This window comes from Streptomyces collinus Tu 365 (assembly GCF_000444875.1).
In the GTDB taxonomy this organism is placed as follows: domain Bacteria; phylum Actinomycetota; class Actinomycetes; order Streptomycetales; family Streptomycetaceae; genus Streptomyces; species Streptomyces collinus_A.
In genome coordinates, this window is record NC_021985.1 from 4,617,285 (window position 1) to 4,634,142 (window position 16,858).

The window sequence follows — 16,858 nt, forward strand, 5'->3', positions numbered from 1 at the left end:
GCTGTGGGGCCCTCTGAGGGATGGAAACCCCACGAAGTTGGGTAAAAACGCTGTGTTGGCGCCTCTGTTCATGATTCCCTCTAAACCACCTACGCAGCCCCATCGGACGTCCCGCAGACTCCCCTCACCGGCCGGGCCGGCCGGGCTGACCGGGCTGACATGGCCGATCTCCCCCTCTTCTTTGCGTGTTAGCGGAGCCGATCCATGCTCACGACCCTGAACACCTCCTACACCGATACGCGGGCCGCCGACCTCGCCTGGGCCCTCGGACGCGAGCCGCTGCCCGCACTGGCCACCCTCGACCTGGAACTGACCGGCGCGAAACTGCAGTTGAGGCTGCTCGGCGCGTCCCACCAGGTACTGCTCCAGGAGGAACGGGGCGACTGTTCGGAGACGGTCGCCTGCATCCCCGGCTCCAGCACCCCGCTGCCGCTGGGCGTCGCCAAGCGGGTCGGGGACTGGGAGTACGAGTTCGCCGCGCGCGTCGAGGTGCTCACGCCGGGCTCGTTCGCGGGCCGGGCCCAGGAACTGCTCGCCCTCGTCTCCGAACACCCGCACGGCCTCGCCGGGGTCTTCCCCGGCAGCCCGCACGCCTTCACCGCCATGCTGGCCCAGCGGCACGAGGGCCAGGTGCACTGGCGCACCTGGCACGCCTACCCGCAGGACGGGCAGCTGGTGGCGACCCGGACCCGGGTCGGGGCGCGGGTGCCCGGACCTCGTCACGTTAGGACGACATAAACCGCCCGTACGCCGACTGCCGCGAGATCCACACGTGTGGGTGACGAAGCGTACCGGCGATGTGACGTAACGTCGCAGAGTGATCGAACCGCAGGCCCCCGCGCGCCCGGCCGCCCCGCCCTGGCCGGGTCCCGCACGGCTGCCCGTCCGGCCCGGCACCGGGCGGTTCCTGGTCCTCGCCTGCGTCTTCGTCTGCGCGGCCTGCGGACTCGTCTACGAACTGGAACTCGTCGCCTTCGCCTCGTACCTGATCGGCGACTCGGTCACCCAGGCCTCCGTCGTGCTCTCCGTGATGGTCTTCGCGATGGGCATCGGCTCGCTCGCCGCCAAGCGGCTGCGCTGGCACGCGGCCGCCGGCTTCGGGGCGATCGAGATCGTCCTCGCGCTGGTCGGCGGGTGCAGCGCGATGGCGCTCTACGCCGTCTTCGCCTGGACCGGCGGCTGGGGCGGGGTCTGGGCCGAAGGACCGCGCTGCCTGCTGGTCGCCTTCTCGCTCGCCATCGGCCTGCTCGTCGGCGCCGAGGTGCCGCTGCTGATGGAACTGATCCAGCGGATCCGCCGGCAGGACGCGGGCGGCGCGGTCGCCGACCTGTTCGCCGCGGACTACGTCGGCGCCCTCGTCGGCGGGCTGGCCTTCCCGTTCCTGCTCCTGCCGTTCCTGGGCCAGCTCACGGGCGCGCTGCTCACCGGCTCGGTTAACGTCGTGGCCGGCGGCGCCCTGGTCCTCGGCCTGTTCCGGCGCGACCTGACCCGGCGCGCCCGCTGGACCCTGCTCCTCGTCGGCCTCACCGTCCTCGGCGTCCTCGCCGCCGCCGCCGCCCTCGCCGACGAGTTCGAACGGGCGGCCCGCCACGCGGTGTACGGCAAGGACGTCCGCGTCGCCGTGCAGACCGGCGTCCAGGAGGTCGTCCTCGCCGGCGGCACCCGGGGCCGCCCCCTCGACCTCTTCCTCGACGGCCGGCTGCGGGTGGGCGGCCGCGACGAGCGCCGCTACCACGAGGCACTGGTCCGGCCCGCGACGACCGGGCCGCACGCCCGGGTGCTGATCCTCGGCGGCGGCGACGGCCTGGCCGCCCGCGAGGTGCTGCGCCGGCCGGGCGTGCGCCGCGTCGACGTCGTCGAACTCGACGCCGGACTGGTCCGCCTGGCCCGCACCGACCCCGGCCTGTCCGCCCTCAACGGCCACGTCTACGACGACCCCCGCGTCCACGTCACCACCGCCGACGCGCTCACCTGGCTGCGGGCGGCGCCACCGGTCGGGTACGACGTGGTGATCGCGGACCTGCCCGACCCCGGTATCACGGCCAGCACCAAGCTGTACTCGCAGGAGTTCTACGGCCTGGCGCGCCGCGTCCTCGCCGCCGACGGCCGCCTGGTGGTGCACGCCGGACCCGTCGCCGCCCGCCCCCGCGTCTTCTGGACGGTGGCCGCGACCCTGCGCGCGTCCGGTTTCGGGTCCTCCCCCTACCGGGTGCTCGGCCGCGACCCCGGCTTCCCGGCCGGCCCCGACCGCTCGGCCGGGGCGCCCCGGGCCCCGCACGACTGGGGCTTCCTGCTGGCCGCCCCGGGCGGCACGGCACCGCCGCTGCGCCTGGACCCGCGCGGGCCCCGGCCGCACACCCTGACCCCGCGCGAGCTGGCGGCCGACGCATCGGCGGCACGGCGTACGCGGATCGGGGGGCTGCCGGCGTCGACGCTCGTGCATCCGCGGTACTGAAGGGGGGTACGTTCCGGTCACTCCTGGGTAGGCTCAGCCGACATGGAGCACCAGGTCTTCGTCCCGGTTCCGGCCGACCGGCTCAGAGAAGCCCTCGCCGACCCCGCCCGGGTGGCGCGTGCGGTCCCCGGGCTCCAGCAGGACGCCGGGGCCGAACCCGTGACCGGGCGGCTGAAGTTGCGCGTCGGCGGCCATTCCGTCACCTACCGCGGCGCCGTGCGGATCACGCCCCGCGCGGACGGCACGTACGCCGTCGACGGCGAGGCCGCCGAGGCCCGCGGCACCGGCACGGTCAAACTCGCCCTCACGCTGCGCCTCACGGACGGCGGTGACGGCGGTGACGGGGGTGACGGGGGTGACGGCACCACCGTCACGGTCGAGGGCACGGCCGACGCGGACGGACGCATCGCGGAACTGCCCGCGGACGCGGTCCACTCGGCGGTCACCCGCCTGCTGAGCCGCTTCCTGGAGGACCTGCCCGAGAGACGGCCGGACGAGGACGCCCCCGATGGCGAGGCGGCCGAGGAGGCCGAGGCGGACCCCGACAGCCGGGCGGCCCCCGAGAACCAGGCGGCGGCCCCCGAGAACAGCCAGGCGGCCGGCCGGGCCGACTCGGAGCCCGAGCCCGAACCGCGGACCGGCACCGACCCCGGGACCGACGGCGACTCCGGCCGGAGCTCCGTCTTCGACACCGACGTGCCCCCGCCCTCCCTGGACCGCGAGGCGGACCCGGACAGCGACCGCGGGTCCGGCTTCGACGCCACGGGCGAGCCGCCCGCCGAGGCCGCGCACGCGCGCCGCACGATGATCGGCCGCAGCGCGGAGGAGGTCGACCACGCGCCGCCGCGCGGCCGCTACGCCCCGGTCCCGGCCCCGCAGGCCGTCGCCGGGAAGGCGGCCCTGCGCTGGGCGGCGCCCGCCGCCGCGCTGGCCGTCGCCTCGGCCATCGTGCTGGGCCGCGCCCTGCGCCGACGCCACCCCTAGGGCCCGGCCGGCCCCTGGCCCCCGGGCCGCTGCCCGCCAGGCTCGCTCGGCCTAAGCCCCGGCTCCCGGCCCACCGGGCTCACCCGGTGCGTTCCCGGGCGGTTCACCCATGCCGAACCAGTCGTGGACCGGCCGTACCTCGACCGCCACGACGTGGAAGTCCAGGACCCGTTCGGCGATGGCACGGGCCCGCTCCGGGCTCGCGCACTCGATCACGTAGTAGGCGGTGAGCTGGTGGGTCGCCTCCGTGAACGGCCCGTCCGCGGCGGTGTGCGGCCCCCGCGCCTGCCACCGGAGGGTCGTGGTGTCCCCCGGCAGGACGAGCCCGGCTCCGTTCAGCATCTCGCCGGTGTCCGCCAGGTCCCGGTGGAGCGCTTCATGTCTGCGGAACACCTCGGCGCGCTGCTCGGCGGTCATCGCCTCGGTCGCCGCCGGGTCCGCGTACATCAGCACCATGTACTTCATGACGAGATCCTGGCACCGCCCGGCCGGCGGACGCCCTCTTGATCGCCCCAGTAGGGTCGACACGTGAGTAACGAAGACATCACGCTGACCGCGGGCGACGCGGAAGTGAGCGTGCGGCCCGGCAACGGCGGCCGTATCGGTGGGCTCCGGATCGGCGGCGTGGAGCTGCTGCGCCAGGGCGAGCGCTACGGCTGCTTCCCGATGGTGCCCTGGTGCGGCCGGATCAAGGAGGGCCGCTTCATGGACGGCGCCACCGTGCGCCAGATGCCCCTCAACTCCCCGCCGCACGCCATCCACGGCACCGCGCGCGACGGCGACTGGCACACCGCCCGCACCTCGGCCGACGAGGCCGTCATCACCCACGACCTGGCCGACCCCTGGCCGCACCGCGGCCGGGTCACGCACGTCGTCGCGCTGGCCGAGGACAGCCTGACGCTGACCATGTCCGTGGAGGCGTACGACGACTCCTTCCCGGCGCAGATCGGCTGGCACCCCTGGTTCAACCGCAGCCTCGGCGGCGAGGACGTGCGGCTCGACTTCAAGCCGGCCTGGCAGGAGGAGCGGGGCGCCGACCACCTGCCCACCGGCAACCGCCTCGACCCGCGGCCCGGCCCCTGGGACGACTGCTTCGGCATGCCCGGCGGCGTGGACGTCACCCTCACCTGGCCGGGGCAGCTCGAACTCCGGGTCACCAGCCGGGAGGAGTGGGTGGTCGTCTACGACGAGCAGGCCGAGGCCGTCTGCGTGGAGCCGCAGACCGGACCGCCCAACGGACTGAACACCCTCCCGCGCCTGGTCACACCGCTGGAGCCGCTGGAGGCGTCGACCACCTGGAGCTGGCGGCGCCTCTAAGCTGTGCCCCATGACGGACGTACGCGGCGCGCTGCTGCAGCAGATCAAGGACAAGGCCGTGGTGCACGGCAAGGTGACCCTGTCGTCGGGCAAGGAAGCCGACTACTACATCGACCTGCGCCGGATCACGCTGGACGGCGAGGCCGCGCCGCTGGTCGGTGAGGTCATGCTCGACCTGACCGCGGAGCTGGACTTCGAGGCGGTCGGCGGCCTCACCCTGGGCGCCGACCCGGTGGCCACCGCGATGCTGCACGCCTCGCACGCGCGCGGCCGGACGCTGGACGCCTTCGTGGTGCGCAAGGCGGGCAAGGCGCACGGCCTGCAGCGCCGGATCGAGGGCGCCGAGGTCGCGGGCCGCCGGGTCCTGGCCGTCGAGGACACCTCGACGACCGGCGGCTCCGTGCTGACGGCCGTGGAGGCGCTGCGCGAGGCCGGCGCCGAGGTCGTCGCCGTCGCCACGATCGTGGACCGGGCGACGGGCGCGGCCGAGGCGATCGCCGAGCAGGCGGGCGTGCCGTACGTGTTCGCCTTCTCGAAGGATGAACTGGGTCTGGACTGACGCGCCGGATCGACCTGGACTTGACCGGCGCATGGACCAGCGGTCCATGTCTGGAAAGATGGGGACGACGATGACGTCACACCCCAGGTCTAGGTCAGGGCCGTAGTACGCAGATCGCCAACCCGCACACCCAAGGAGCGGACAGATGCCCATCGCAACCCCCGAGGTCTACAACGAGATGCTCGACCGGGCGAAGGCAGGCAAGTTCGCCTACCCGGCCATCAACGTCACCTCGAGCCAGACCCTGAACGCGGCGCTGCGCGGCTTCGCGGAGGCGGAGAGCGACGGCATCGTCCAGATCTCCACGGGTGGCGCCGAGTTCCTCGGCGGCCAGTACAGCAAGGACATGGTGACCGGCGCGGTCGCGCTCGCCGAGTTCGCGCACATCGTCGCCGAGAAGTACCCGGTCAACATCGCGCTGCACACCGACCACTGCCCGAAGGACAAGCTCGACGGGTACGTGCGTCCGCTGCTCGCGATCTCCGAGGAGCGCGTCAAGGCCGGCCGCAACCCGCTGTTCCAGTCGCACATGTGGGACGGCTCCGCCGAGACCCTCGCGGACAACCTGGCCATCGCGCAGGAACTGCTGGAGACGGCCCGCCGGGCGAACATCATCCTCGAGGTGGAGATCACCCCGACCGGTGGTGAGGAGGACGGCGTCTCCCACGAGATCAACGACTCGCTGTACACCACGGTCGAGGACGCGATCCGCACCGCCGAGGCCCTCGGCCTGGGCGAGAAGGGCCGCTACCTGCTCGCCGCCTCGTTCGGCAACGTGCACGGCGTGTACAAGCCGGGCAACGTCGTGCTCCGGCCCGAGCTGCTGAAGGAGCTGGCCGACGGCGTCTCCGCCAAGTTCGGCAAGCAGTCCCCGTTCGACTTCGTCTTCCACGGCGGCTCCGGCTCCACCGAGCAGGAGATCCTGACCGCGCTGGAGAACGGCGTCGTCAAGATGAACATCGACACGGACACCCAGTACGCCTTCACCCGTCCGGTCGCCGCCCACATGTTCAAGAACTACGACGGCGTCCTGAAGGTCGACGGCGAGGTCGGCGACAAGAAGACCTACGACCCGCGCACCTGGGGCAAGCTGGCCGAGGCGTCGATGGCCGAGCGTGTCGTCGAGGCCACCCGCAACCTGCGCTCGGCGGGCAACAAGATCAAGTAGCCCGTGGCGGCACCTCGCGGTGAGCCCGTCGCCTGACCCGGGCGGCGGGCTCGCTGTATACCTGAAGGCATGCCCGACGTCCGGCTGGCCTCGCCCCGCGGCAGGTGGGTCCTGTTCACCACGGTCCTCGGCTCCAGCATGGCGATGCTGGACTCGACCGTCGTCAACGTGGCGCTGCCGACCATCGGCCGCGACCTCGGCGCGAGCCTGGGCGCGCTGCAGTGGACCGTCAACGCCTACATGGTCACGCTGGCCGGCCTGATCCTGCTGGGCGGCTCGCTGGGCGACCGCTACGGCCGCCGGCGGATCTTCGTGCTGGGGGTCGTCTGGTTCGCGGCCGCCTCGCTGCTGTGCGGCCTGGCGCCGGACCCCGGCGTCCTCATCGCCGCCCGCGCCCTCCAGGGCATCGGCGGCGCCCTGCTCACCCCCGGTTCGCTCGCGCTGATCCAGGCGTCCTTCCACCCGGACGACCGGAGCCGGGCGGTCGGCCTGTGGTCCGGCTTCGGCGGCATCGGCGCGGCCGTGGGGCCCTTCCTGGGCGGCTGGCTGGTGGACGGCCCCGGCTGGCGCTGGGTCTTCCTGCTCAACGTGCCGCTGGCGCTGCTGTGCGTGCCGGTGGCGCTGCGCCACGTCCCGGAGTCCGACGCGGGCCGCTCCGGGGCCCGGTTCGACGTGCTCGGCGCGGTCCTCGGCGCGCTGGCGCTGGCGCTGCTCACGTACGCGCTGATCGAGGCCGGCCAGACCGGTCACGACGCCGTGGCGGTCGGGCTGAGCGCGGTGGGGGGTGTCGTGGCCGCCGTCGCCTTCGTCCAGGTCGAGCGGCACCGGGCGGACCCGATGCTGCCGCCGGACATCTTCGCCTCGCGCCAGTTCACGGCGGTCAACCTGGTGACGCTGTGCGTGTACGCGGCCTTCGGCGGCTTCTTCTTCCTCACCGCGCTCCAGCTCCAGGTGGTGGCGGGCTACTCGGCGCTGCAGGCCGGTGTCGCGCTGCTCCCGACGACCGCCCTGATGCTGCTGTTCTCGGCCCGCTCGGGCGCGCTGGCCGACCGCACCGGTCCCCGGCTGCCGCTGACCGTCGGCCCGCTGCTCTGCGCGGCGGCGATGCTGCTGATGCTGCGGGTCGGCCCGGACGCGGACTACCTGCGGGACGTCCTTCCGGCGCTGCTGGTGATGGGGGCGGGCATGGTCGCCCTGGTGGCGCCGCTGACCGCCACGGTGCTCGCCTCCGTCGACACCTCGCGGGCGGGGCTCGCCAGCGGCATCAACAACGCGGCGGCGCGGGCGGCGGGGCTGATCGCGGTGGCGGCGCTGCCGCTGCTGACGGGGATGGGGCCGGAGGCGTACCGGGTGCCCTCGGCTTTCGACGCGGCGTTCGACCGGGCGATGCCCATCTGCTCCGCGGTTCTGGTGGTGGGGGCCGTGCTGGCGTTCGCGCTGGTGCGGCGGCCCGGGCCCGGGTGCCGGCGGCCGGAGTGCCGGAGGCACGGGAATGTGACGAGTCCTCCGTTGGAGGGGGAGCGGAGGGGGAGTTAGGGGGTGGGGTGCGACGGGGTGGGGCTTGGTCGTCGCGTGCGGGTGGGTGGGGGCTTGTCGCGCAGTTCCCCGCGCCCCTTTTTTCATGCCGGCGTGTTCTGCCTCGCGGCCCTGGGGCACGGGTGCGGGAGACTGAGGGTTCTCGGCGGGCCGCCTCCGACCCACCTTCCCGACGACCCGGAGTCGCGCGTCCCTCACCTGGGCCCAGCTGGCCGACGAGGCGTTCGAGCGGGGCTTGGTCGCGGAGTCGTACGCCTACGCCCGCACCGGGCTACCACCGTGGCCTCGACGCGCTGCGCCGCAGTGGCTGGAAGGCCATGTCCCGGTCCCATGGGAAAACGGCGGCACATGTGATCGGTTCGTTTCTGCCTTCCGTGCCGCCGCCGCTGTCTGAGCGACGGCGGCACGGACGTTTCAACCGCGACGACTACCGCTTCAGTTCGGTGTACGCCTCGGCACTGCTGTCCTTGAGGAATTGCCAGCAACGCTCCGTCTCGTCCTTCTCGTCGATTACGCCAGCAGCACGGGCGAGGGCGGCAAGACAGCGCAGGAACCCGCGATTGGCTCGGTGGTCCCAGGGGATGGGCCCATGTCCCTTCCACCCGGCCCGGCGCAGCGCGTCCAGACCACGGTGATAGCCGGTGCGCGCGTAAGCGTACGACTCGACCACTCGCCCTGCCTCGAAGGCGTCGTCGGCGAGCATGGCCCATGCGAGTGAGAACGTGGGGTACTTCGCCGCCACCTCGGCTGGTGACCGGGACTCCTCGCCCAGCAGGCGGTAGGCCTCTTCGTTCTCGGGGAGGTACGTCGGATCCGGACCGCCGAGCAGGTTCTTGTGCGTCGTCATGCCGTCAGTCTGCCACTTGTGTCCAGGCGTTCAGGACGTCCGCACGAGGGATCGGCCGTGGCCCAAGAATCAATGAGAACGGCGGTTCATGTACCGGATCGCGATGTGCGACGATCCGGCGCATGGCAGCACGGCAGGGGTCCTCCGGGGCCATACAGGTGGGCATCTACACCCGGATCAGCAAGGACGACGAGGCCGAAGGGCTGGGCGTCGCGCGGCAGGAGGAGGACTGCCGACTGCACTGTGCCGCCAGGGGTTGGGAGGTGGCCAGGGTCTATGAGGACAACGACCTCTCGGCGTACAAGCGCAAGACCGTGCGCCCGGAGTTCCGCCAGATGCTGGAGGACCTCAAGGCGGGGCGGATCGACGGAGTCGTCGCCTGGGACATCGACCGCTTCACGCGCCAGCCACGAGACCTGGAGGCGTGGATCGACGAGTACGAGGATGCCGAGCGCCGCAAGCGCCACCTCGTCTTCGACTCCGTGTCGGCGTCCGACATCGATCTGTCCACGGAGGACGGCCGGTTCATCGCGCGGATCAGGGTGACCATCGCCAACAAGTCCTCGGCGGACACGTCGAAGCGGACGAAGCGCAAGCATCTGGAACTGGCGGCGAAGGGCAAGCTCCCCGGGGGCCGGGCGCCGTACGGCTGGAACCGCGAGGATCGCAGGACGCTGGTACCGGACGAGGCGGAAAACCTCCGCAAGGCCGTGAGGGACTTCCTGGGCGGCGTCCGATGGGCATCCATCGCGCGAGAGTGGCGTGACAAGGGGGTCAGGTCGCACAGCGGTGGCGTCTTCGACGACTCCAAGATCAAGCGGATGCTCGTGAACCCGCGAATCTGCGGTTACCGGATGCACCAGGGGGAGTTGTTCCTGGACGAGCACGGTGCCCCTGTCGTCGGCGACTGGGAGCCGATCGTCACTCCCGACGAGTGGTACCTGCTCATGGAGAAGGTCCGGAAGGAGTCGGAGGGGCGCACCGCACGGGACTACGCCACCAAGTATCTGCTCTCCGGTATCGCTCGGTGCGGTCGATGCGGCGCCAAGATGCGGGCCTTCCCGTCCTACCGGAAGTCGAAGACGTCATCCCAGTTCCGGTACGCGTGCCCGGGTAGGAACGACGGGGGATGCGGGGGAGTGGCCAGGGCCGGCGAACCGGTTGACCGCCTCATCAGGAGCGCCGTGTTTCTCAGCTCGGACAAGGCACTTGCGCACGTGCGCCAGCGCGCGCCGGAGTGGACGAAGGAGGAGCACCTCGCCTCCCTGGAAAGCGACATGGCCGAGTTCAAGCAGGCTTGGCAGGAGAAGCGCATGTCGGCCACTCGCTACATCGTGCTCACCGAGGACCTGGAGAAGCAGATCGCGGAACTGCACCGGGAACGTTCCCTGCACCGCGCCGAGGTCGCGACCTTCGAAGTCAGGCCCGTCGATATCCGGGAGCGGTGGGAGAAGCTGACGATCGAGCAGCAGCGCGCGGCTGTTCTCAAGGTCTTCCGCGCCGTCGTCGTCAAGCCCGCTTCGAACGGTCCGATCTTCGACCCGGGGGACATCGAGCCAGTGCTCAGGTGACGTGGAGGAGCCGGGCCCCGTTGCGGATGGGGCCCGGCTTCGTTCGTTCACGCCCGTCTATGCCGAAGATTCGGAGCAGGTCATCGACCCACTCCTCGTCTCGGTCGGGGAGCCTGCGCCTCCAGTCGGCGCAGCCACTCGCCTTCAGTCAATGAGCCTAGACCGCTCCGCCCACGCCATGCGCAGCGCGGCACGCGACCTCGTGCACACCGCCACCGGCCCCGACGGCAGCGCCCTGGCCGCCCTTGTCGCCGCCCTCGTTACCAGGCGCTGGCACGAAGTGAAGAACCACGCCCGTCAGGCCGTCGCCGCCCGCCAGGCCGTCCGGCACCTACAGGCAGCCGCCGACATGGCCCTCGCCCCGACGCTCGCCGCACTCAGAGCCCGGCGGCCCAGGGATCAAGCCCGCCGCGTTTTCGCGAACGAAGTACGGGCGGCTGTGCCCGACCACACCGAGCGGATCCTCGCTGACCTGGCCTGGCCCGCGCTCGCCACGGTTCTTGCCGACGCCGAAGCCCGCGGCCACCAGCCTCACCGACTCCTCAAGGAAGCCGCCGCCCAGCGCGAGCTGACCACCGCCCGACAGCCCGCCCGCGCGCTCATCACCCGCATCCAGCACACCGGCCGACACGCGGCACCCAAAGCCAGCGAGGTCTTCTCTACCGCGACTTCCTCCCGCATGGCTACGAGGCGTGGAGGCTGTCCAGGGCGTCCTTAGCTGGCAGGGCGAGCAAGGAACCGACTTGGTCGAGGTCAACCTGAGCGGTCTTCAGGGACTCGTAGCCGGCGGGGTTGGACGAGCGGCGGGAGTGTCCGTGTCGACGCGCCGAAGGACGCCGTGGAGTAAACACCACAGTGGCTGGCATGAAAGGCAGGCGTTCACCGAGGGAGCTTTCCAGGCGCCTGGGTCCGTCACATACCGCGAAGAGGATCTTTTAGATCTCGCAGCAGGTCACGTGCGTCAGAAAGGCTGTGTGCACTCCATTCATCGCCCTTGAAGTCCTTGATCACCTGGGACAGTAGACGTACTGCGTCGCCTCGGGCACTTGCAGCCACAAGGCAGCGGGCGAGGTCCACTGCGTGCCTTGCATCCCGCTGCTTCTCTTTGGACATGGCGACGAGAGTGCTGATGCCAAGCTGAGGGTCGCTCAGCAACAACTCCTCGGCAGCCGGGAGACGCGCGTAACAGGTGGTGTCACGAGCCAATTTGAGCAAGAGCTGTTGATACCTCCCATCTTTGATATCCCTGAGCAACCTCGCCACGTACAACCATTCGTACTCGGTGTAGTGCGTGAGGGTGAGAACGGGTTCAAGAGCCCTTTCCACCTCACGAGTGCATCCCTCCGCCCAGAGCGTGCGAGCCAGTTCTGCCCATCCTCTGAAAGCTTCTCTGTCGATCCGGTTGATCGGATTGTCCGCCAGGTATTTCATTCCAGGTTTGGAATCACCTGCGAGGGCGAGTGCTGTGCGTACGATAGCCCCGTGCTCTCGTTGTGTGATGCTTACAGCTTTCGTGGCGAATTCCCTCGCAAGAGCCTTTTCCTCTGCGTTAATAAAGACATTGACGATTTCCTGAACCGTATCTCCGAATCGTGCTTCCGCCCAAAAATCTTCTCTTTGATAAGTCTCGAACAAATGCTCCGCGACGACCTTGGCGTCTTCTTCCTTGCCTGCGCGCAGCAGGACGAAAATTTCGCCAGCTAGATTACGCCGATCGCCGGATACAGTCCTGATCAACGAGACGGCGAGCCCGTTTTCCCCGATCGCGATGGCGGCCTCTGCTGCCAGCTGCCTTCCGTAGCCATCTTCGGGCGCGAGTTCCAGGCGGTCGAGGAACTGCATTACCAGATCGTGGGCGCTGTCGCCCAGGGTCGAGATGCGGTATGCAGCCACCGCCCGGGCATCGGAGACGGTGACGCTGCTGTGCCCGTTTTCCTTTCTCTGATAAAAATTAGCTGTTTCCGTACCAGTCAGCATTGGCTGGACGGCCGCCTCGACCGCTGATGAACGCGCGCCATAGTTCTCCCCAAGGGCCACCAAAGCGTCGACCCGGACCGTAAGTTGTTGGTTCGTGTCCTTCGTTAAGTTCAATAACGTTTCCAGGGCGCGGGATCGTTGCGGTTGTGTGCCGATGAGAGGACAGTAATAGCGCGCGTTAAAAACGGAACGCGCTCGCTCGCCGAGCCGGTCCAATATTTTGTTGGCCATCCCCTCGGGGGCTTTCACGCCCTCGGCGAGGAGCCTTCCGGCCAGGAAGATATGGCGATCGATGGTGGTGCCGTCGTCGCCGAGGAAGATTCCGCCGCCGTGATACTTGAGCAGGCGGGGAAAAGCGGCACTCTGTTCAACCAGATATTCCAGCAGAGCGTTGGCAGCCTGTGGGTTGCTCTCCGCCCAGCATGCGATGGTGAGGACGGTCTGGTCCTGGCTTTCAGTCGCCAATGACCGGCGCAGGAACGGGTCAAGCTCTGGAGTGCCTCCGGGCCACCGGGAGGGGAGTTCGCCGGCGGCATGGCGCGCGGCCAGGTATTCGGCGAAGCTCCTGTGGATCCAGATGAGTTCACCAGTCAGCCCATTGTGGCTGAGTAGGCCGCTTCCGGTCAGCAGACTCGGCACGATGGAACGCCAATAGTCTGCCCTGGGGCCGAGAGCCTCGGGCACGTTCTCGCGGACCCATGACAGGGCCGTGTCGAGTGTCGGGGTTTCGTCCGTGTCCGTCCGACGGGCCAGGAATTCCAGCATGGCCTCGCGGTTGTCGTAGAGCCATTGCGCGGCTTCGCCGGTGAAGTCGACGTCGGCCCCTACGCGTTGGAGCGCCGTGTAACGCGCCAGTTCACCGTCACGCCCATTGAGCATGTACTGCATGAAAGTGCGATACAGGCCGGGGCGCCCGTTGGGCAGTTGATCTCTTTGCCGGAAGATCGCCAGAGCGAGGGTCGCGAGCAGCGGTGTTCTGATGATTTGACGCAGACCGCTCTGATCAACGCGTCGCAAGAAACGACGAGCTATCTCATCTGCTTTCCGGCGATCGTCAACGCCACGAGCCAGCCAACTGCGTGCCAGCTCACGGAGTTTTTCGTCATCGAAAAGAACAAGTTTGTAGCGTTTGATCCGCGGTTGATGCAGTATTTCTGTTTCTTCGGCCGAGAGTGGTCGGGTGGCTACCACCCACCGGTAGGGGCTCTCTCCACGTTTGATGTCCCCCGCGATCTGGTCGATGACCCGTTTCCTGGCCTCTGGGTCATCGATTTCATCCAGACCGTCTACCAGGACGAGCCAGGTGGTGTCCTTGCGAGGCCGGTGCTCGAATAAATTGGGTGGCAGGTTTTTGCTGACGCTGTACCCGAGTTTTCCGCGCACAGACTCTTGCAGGAGAAGCGCCAGGGGATGTTGACCCGTCAAGTACCTGGCGTGGACTCTGATGGGTACGGCGCCCAGTCCCGCCAGGTTTCCCGCTTGTGACTCACCGTCGAGCCAGGCAGAGGCAAGTCTGCCGCTCACGTGCTGCGCGAAGGTCGTCTTTCCTGTTCCAGCGTCACTTTCAATCAGCACATGCCCGCCCGACGCCAACATCTTTTCGACCGGTAATCGTGGCGTTACCGGGGCCCCCAGATCCTCTGGATTGGGAAGTGCTTCGAACAACAACGGCACATAAACCTCATCCAACCGCAGCGGCTGGTCATCACTGATCCGATACGGCTGTCTGGCGGAGTCCTCGCGTTGAGCGCGCAAGAGAATCTCTATTGCGTCGTCTCGTCGCTGGACTTGATCATGCCTGGGTTCTCTCGGCCCCGAAGCTGTGTCGGCGGCCTCGTAGCTGGTGCGGTCTCCCCTCCAGTTGCGTGTGTGCAGGCTGATTTTCTGGGTGAGTCGGGCGGCCTCAAGCCGTTTCTGGACCGCCCGAGTGAGTTCGTCCACGTTCGGGGGCAGGGGACACGGTGAGGAGGTGTGCAGGTGGTCGAGCAGGGCGTGGGTGAAGCCGAACCTGCCGTTGCCCGCGGTGTCGTTGTCCTGGGTGGCATACACAACCGACACCGTGACGTCCCTCGACGCCTTGGGTGGCACGGGCAGGCTGACGACTCCGTATCCTTCGGCATCCCACTCTCGCGTACGACAGGCATCGATGAAGACGATCTTCGACCGCACGCCCTGGTAGGGCTCGGACAGCAGCATCTCCTGGAGACGGTCCGCTGAGAGGGCCTGTTCGAAGCGCTCCACGCCGTCGCTGAAAGGCAGCAACAGTTCACCGCTGCCGGGCAGCGTCACGCCATGCCCGTTCCAGGCGAGCCACAGCAGGTCGCCCCGCCAGCGGCGCACTTCGCGGGTCAGGAGCTTCTCCAGCTCCTCCCGAGTGGCGGACCGGACCCGGAGACCGAGCTCGTCTGCGGCCGCCTGGATGGTGGTGCTGTCGTACGGTGAGACACAGAGCTGGATCTGTTCGGGCGGCACGCCCTGCGCGCACAGCCACTTGGCGTGGCCAAAGGCATCAGCGGCAGCTCCTCGGAGGGGGGCGAACGCTCGGGATTCGTACTCCTCGATCCCCACAAGCACCGCCCAGGTGCGTTCCGGGTCGGCCGCAAGCGGTGTGTTCATACAGTTCCTCGGAGGATCTGAGCGAGTAGCTCGTGTACGCCGGGGTTGCGGAAGTATCCGCTGTGGGCGGCGAGAAAGGGCTGTCCGTCACTGAGCTCGACGTCGCGTACCCGGCCAGGGAAAACAGGTTCGGCGACGAAGCCGAGCAGGTCGCGCTTGTCATACACGTTGGTCCAGCGGGGAAAGTGGGCGGGCAGCGGACGTCCCGGGGCGAGGCCGGGCAGAGCGCCGATCTCGTGCAGGTGTGCGGCTTGCGATCCCGCCGTGACGAGATGGCGTACGCCGGTGAGCTCCTCCTGCGCCAGTAGGTCCACGGCGGCGATGCCGCCGAGGCTGTGGGCGAATACCACGACCGGGCCGTGGTCGGCAGCGACCTCTCGCACGCGCCGCCGGATGAGTTCGCGCAGCATCTCACCGCGGACGAGGTATTTGAGGATGTCGCCGGCCTGGGGATGGATGCCCGACATGATGTGCGCCCGGCGTCTGTCGACCTGCCGGCCGGCCAGCTTCACCACGCCGAACCGCCGGGCCGTCCAGCCGGACGCCCGCAGGGCCCAGCGGCCGACGCTGCGGGCATCGCCGCCGAGTTCGCCGGTCACGATCCGGACCACCTCGTCGCGTTCTGCCGTGGTCCAGGGCAGAGGGGCTCCCCTCTGGAGGATCCGGCCCAGGTAGTGGGCGACAGCGGCGGTGGCGACAGCGTGGGGCAGCCGACCGGGGCCGACACCACGGGCGAGGGCCCGTCGGCCGACCGCGCTGTCGAGTACGGCGGTCAGCGAGGCGCCGAAATCCAGGAGCGCCAGCTCGCCTGTGAGGTATGACTTCAGGTCGGCCGGCGGATGGTCGGCGAGGGCGCGGCCGAGTGCCTCGACCTCGCGACCCATGCGGTCGCCCAGCGCGGCCCGTGCCCGGTCGTCCTCGTCATAGGGCTGGCGGAGTGCCGTCAGCGGGTCCTCGTAGAGGAGGCCCCACAACAGGGCCTTTTGGTCCTCCTCGGACAAGTCAGATTCGGCGGCAGTGTCCAGTTCGACCGCGAGGGGCGCGCCGGGCAGCGCCCCACTGCCGACGCCGGGTGGCACGCCGAACACATCACCCCAGTAACAATCGTGCACCCGGGCGTCAGGGAGCAGGTCTTCGACCGCTGAGCGCAGAAGGGCCAGCGTCTGCCCGTACTCGGGCTGCCTTACCCCCGTGCCGTGTACGAACAGCAGCGCACTCATAGCCGTCCCCCGTTAGCCTCTGCGACTGGTCCCATTTCCCTTTCAGCATAGGGAAGTTGTGAGGTGGTGTCCCAGGAGTACACACAGGTCGAGACTGCCGAGCTCATGGCCACGAGACCCGGCACCATTGCCACCCAGGTGGTGCGCGCTGTGGCTGCCCTGCGTAGCAACCTCGTCGCCCTGCTCGTAGCAGTTGCCACGACCTTCTCGCTAGCAGGGAGCCATGCCCTCGGAGCCGGTCAGCCATGACGGGCCGATTCCGGTAATGGCTCACGCAGTGGTGGAGAAGGAAGATCAACCGGAACTCGACGCGGTGGGAGCGTGAGCGGACGGAGCCGCACGGACCGTCACGGAAAAGACCGGGTTACCGGCCACATCTCTCCTGACCTGGGTCCGGACACTAAGGGAGCGTCCGGACCCAGGTCAGCAAGATCCCGCCAGGACTTTGCATCCATTGGACGTGGGTGAGCTCCACCCGTCGGCGGCTTGTCCGCCGCCCACGGCGGCCCAGACCCTGGGCTGACCGGTACGGGAGTGACCGGTGTGGCCCGTCTGGCAGCAGACGGGCCTTGCCGTATCCGGGGGGATTACGGAGGATTCCGCTTGGG

Annotated in this window: 12 protein-coding genes and 2 pseudogenes; 10 read left to right on the plus strand and 4 right to left on the minus strand. The window is 69.3% G+C overall.

The window, feature by feature from the left end; genetic code table 11:
- Positions 1-204: 204 nt before the first annotated feature.
- The 3 genes from B446_RS20055 to B446_RS20065 all read left to right on the plus strand — a co-directional run bounded on the left by B446_RS20055 (position 205) and on the right by B446_RS20065 (position 3,439).
- Positions 205-738 carry a DUF2617 family protein gene (locus tag B446_RS20055; protein WP_020941267.1) on the plus strand — a complete coding sequence of 178 codons (534 nt, stop codon included), beginning with the start codon at positions 205-207 and terminating at the stop codon, positions 736-738.
- A gap of 79 nt (positions 739-817) precedes the next feature.
- Positions 818-2,455 carry a polyamine aminopropyltransferase gene (locus B446_RS20060; protein ID WP_020941268.1) on the plus strand — a complete coding sequence of 546 codons (1,638 nt, stop codon included), beginning with the start codon at positions 818-820 and terminating at the stop codon, positions 2,453-2,455.
- 42 nt (positions 2,456-2,497) lie between these two features.
- On the plus strand, positions 2,498-3,439 hold the full coding sequence (locus tag B446_RS20065; protein ID WP_020941269.1) for an SRPBCC family protein: 942 nt from the start codon (positions 2,498-2,500) through the stop codon (positions 3,437-3,439).
- 51 nt (positions 3,440-3,490) lie between these two features.
- Here the strand turns inward: B446_RS20065 and B446_RS20070 are convergent, their stop codons facing one another.
- Positions 3,491-3,904 carry a YciI family protein gene (locus B446_RS20070; protein ID WP_020941270.1) on the minus strand — a complete coding sequence of 138 codons (414 nt, stop codon included), beginning with the start codon at positions 3,902-3,904 and terminating at the stop codon, positions 3,491-3,493.
- Between the two features lie 63 nt (positions 3,905-3,967).
- On the opposite strand from B446_RS20070, the gene B446_RS20075 reads away from it, so the two are divergent.
- From B446_RS20075 to B446_RS39250, 5 genes and pseudogenes are all read left to right on the plus strand, one after another.
- Entirely contained in the window at positions 3,968-4,756 is a 789-nt protein-coding gene (locus B446_RS20075; protein ID WP_020941271.1) for a hypothetical protein, read from the plus strand.
- 10 nt (positions 4,757-4,766) lie between these two features.
- Entirely contained in the window at positions 4,767-5,315 is a 549-nt protein-coding gene (gene pyrE / locus B446_RS20080; protein WP_020941272.1) for an orotate phosphoribosyltransferase, read from the plus strand.
- Positions 5,316-5,460: 145 nt separating this feature from the next.
- Positions 5,461-6,483 (plus strand): class II fructose-bisphosphate aldolase, encoded by a 1,023-nt coding sequence (gene fbaA / locus B446_RS20085; protein ID WP_020941273.1) that lies wholly within the window; start codon positions 5,461-5,463, stop codon positions 6,481-6,483.
- Positions 6,484-6,552: 69 nt separating this feature from the next.
- Positions 6,553-8,019, plus strand: coding sequence for an MFS transporter (locus B446_RS20090; protein WP_020941274.1), 1,467 nt, complete (start codon positions 6,553-6,555; stop codon positions 8,017-8,019).
- Between the two features lie 132 nt (positions 8,020-8,151).
- Positions 8,152-8,410, plus strand: a pseudogene (locus B446_RS39250) (DUF3151 family protein); the annotation flags it as partial.
- Between the two features lie 36 nt (positions 8,411-8,446).
- On the opposite strand, the gene B446_RS20095 reads toward B446_RS39250, so the two are convergent.
- Entirely contained in the window at positions 8,447-8,866 is a 420-nt protein-coding gene (locus B446_RS20095) for a DUF3151 domain-containing protein (protein WP_020941275.1), read from the minus strand.
- A 122-nt stretch (positions 8,867-8,988) separates the two neighbouring features.
- Here B446_RS20095 and B446_RS20100 point away from each other — a divergent pair, with 122 nt between their 5' ends.
- The gene (locus tag B446_RS20100) at positions 8,989-10,437 is read left to right on the plus strand and encodes a recombinase family protein (protein ID WP_020941276.1); all 1,449 of its coding nucleotides are present in this window, start codon (positions 8,989-8,991) and stop codon (positions 10,435-10,437) included.
- 160 nt (positions 10,438-10,597) lie between these two features.
- Positions 10,598-11,155, plus strand: a pseudogene (locus B446_RS40345) (mobilization protein); the annotation flags it as partial.
- Positions 11,156-11,349: 194 nt separating this feature from the next.
- Here the strand turns inward: B446_RS40345 and B446_RS20110 are convergent.
- Positions 11,350-15,030, minus strand: coding sequence for a caspase family protein (locus B446_RS20110; RefSeq protein WP_020941278.1), 3,681 nt, complete (start codon positions 15,028-15,030; stop codon positions 11,350-11,352).
- The gene (locus B446_RS36155; protein WP_052352166.1) at positions 15,027-16,250 is read right to left on the minus strand and encodes a hypothetical protein; all 1,224 of its coding nucleotides are present in this window, start codon (positions 16,248-16,250) and stop codon (positions 15,027-15,029) included. Before B446_RS36155 ends, B446_RS20110 begins: the two co-directional genes overlap by 4 nt.
- Positions 16,251-16,858: the final 608 nt, after the last annotated feature.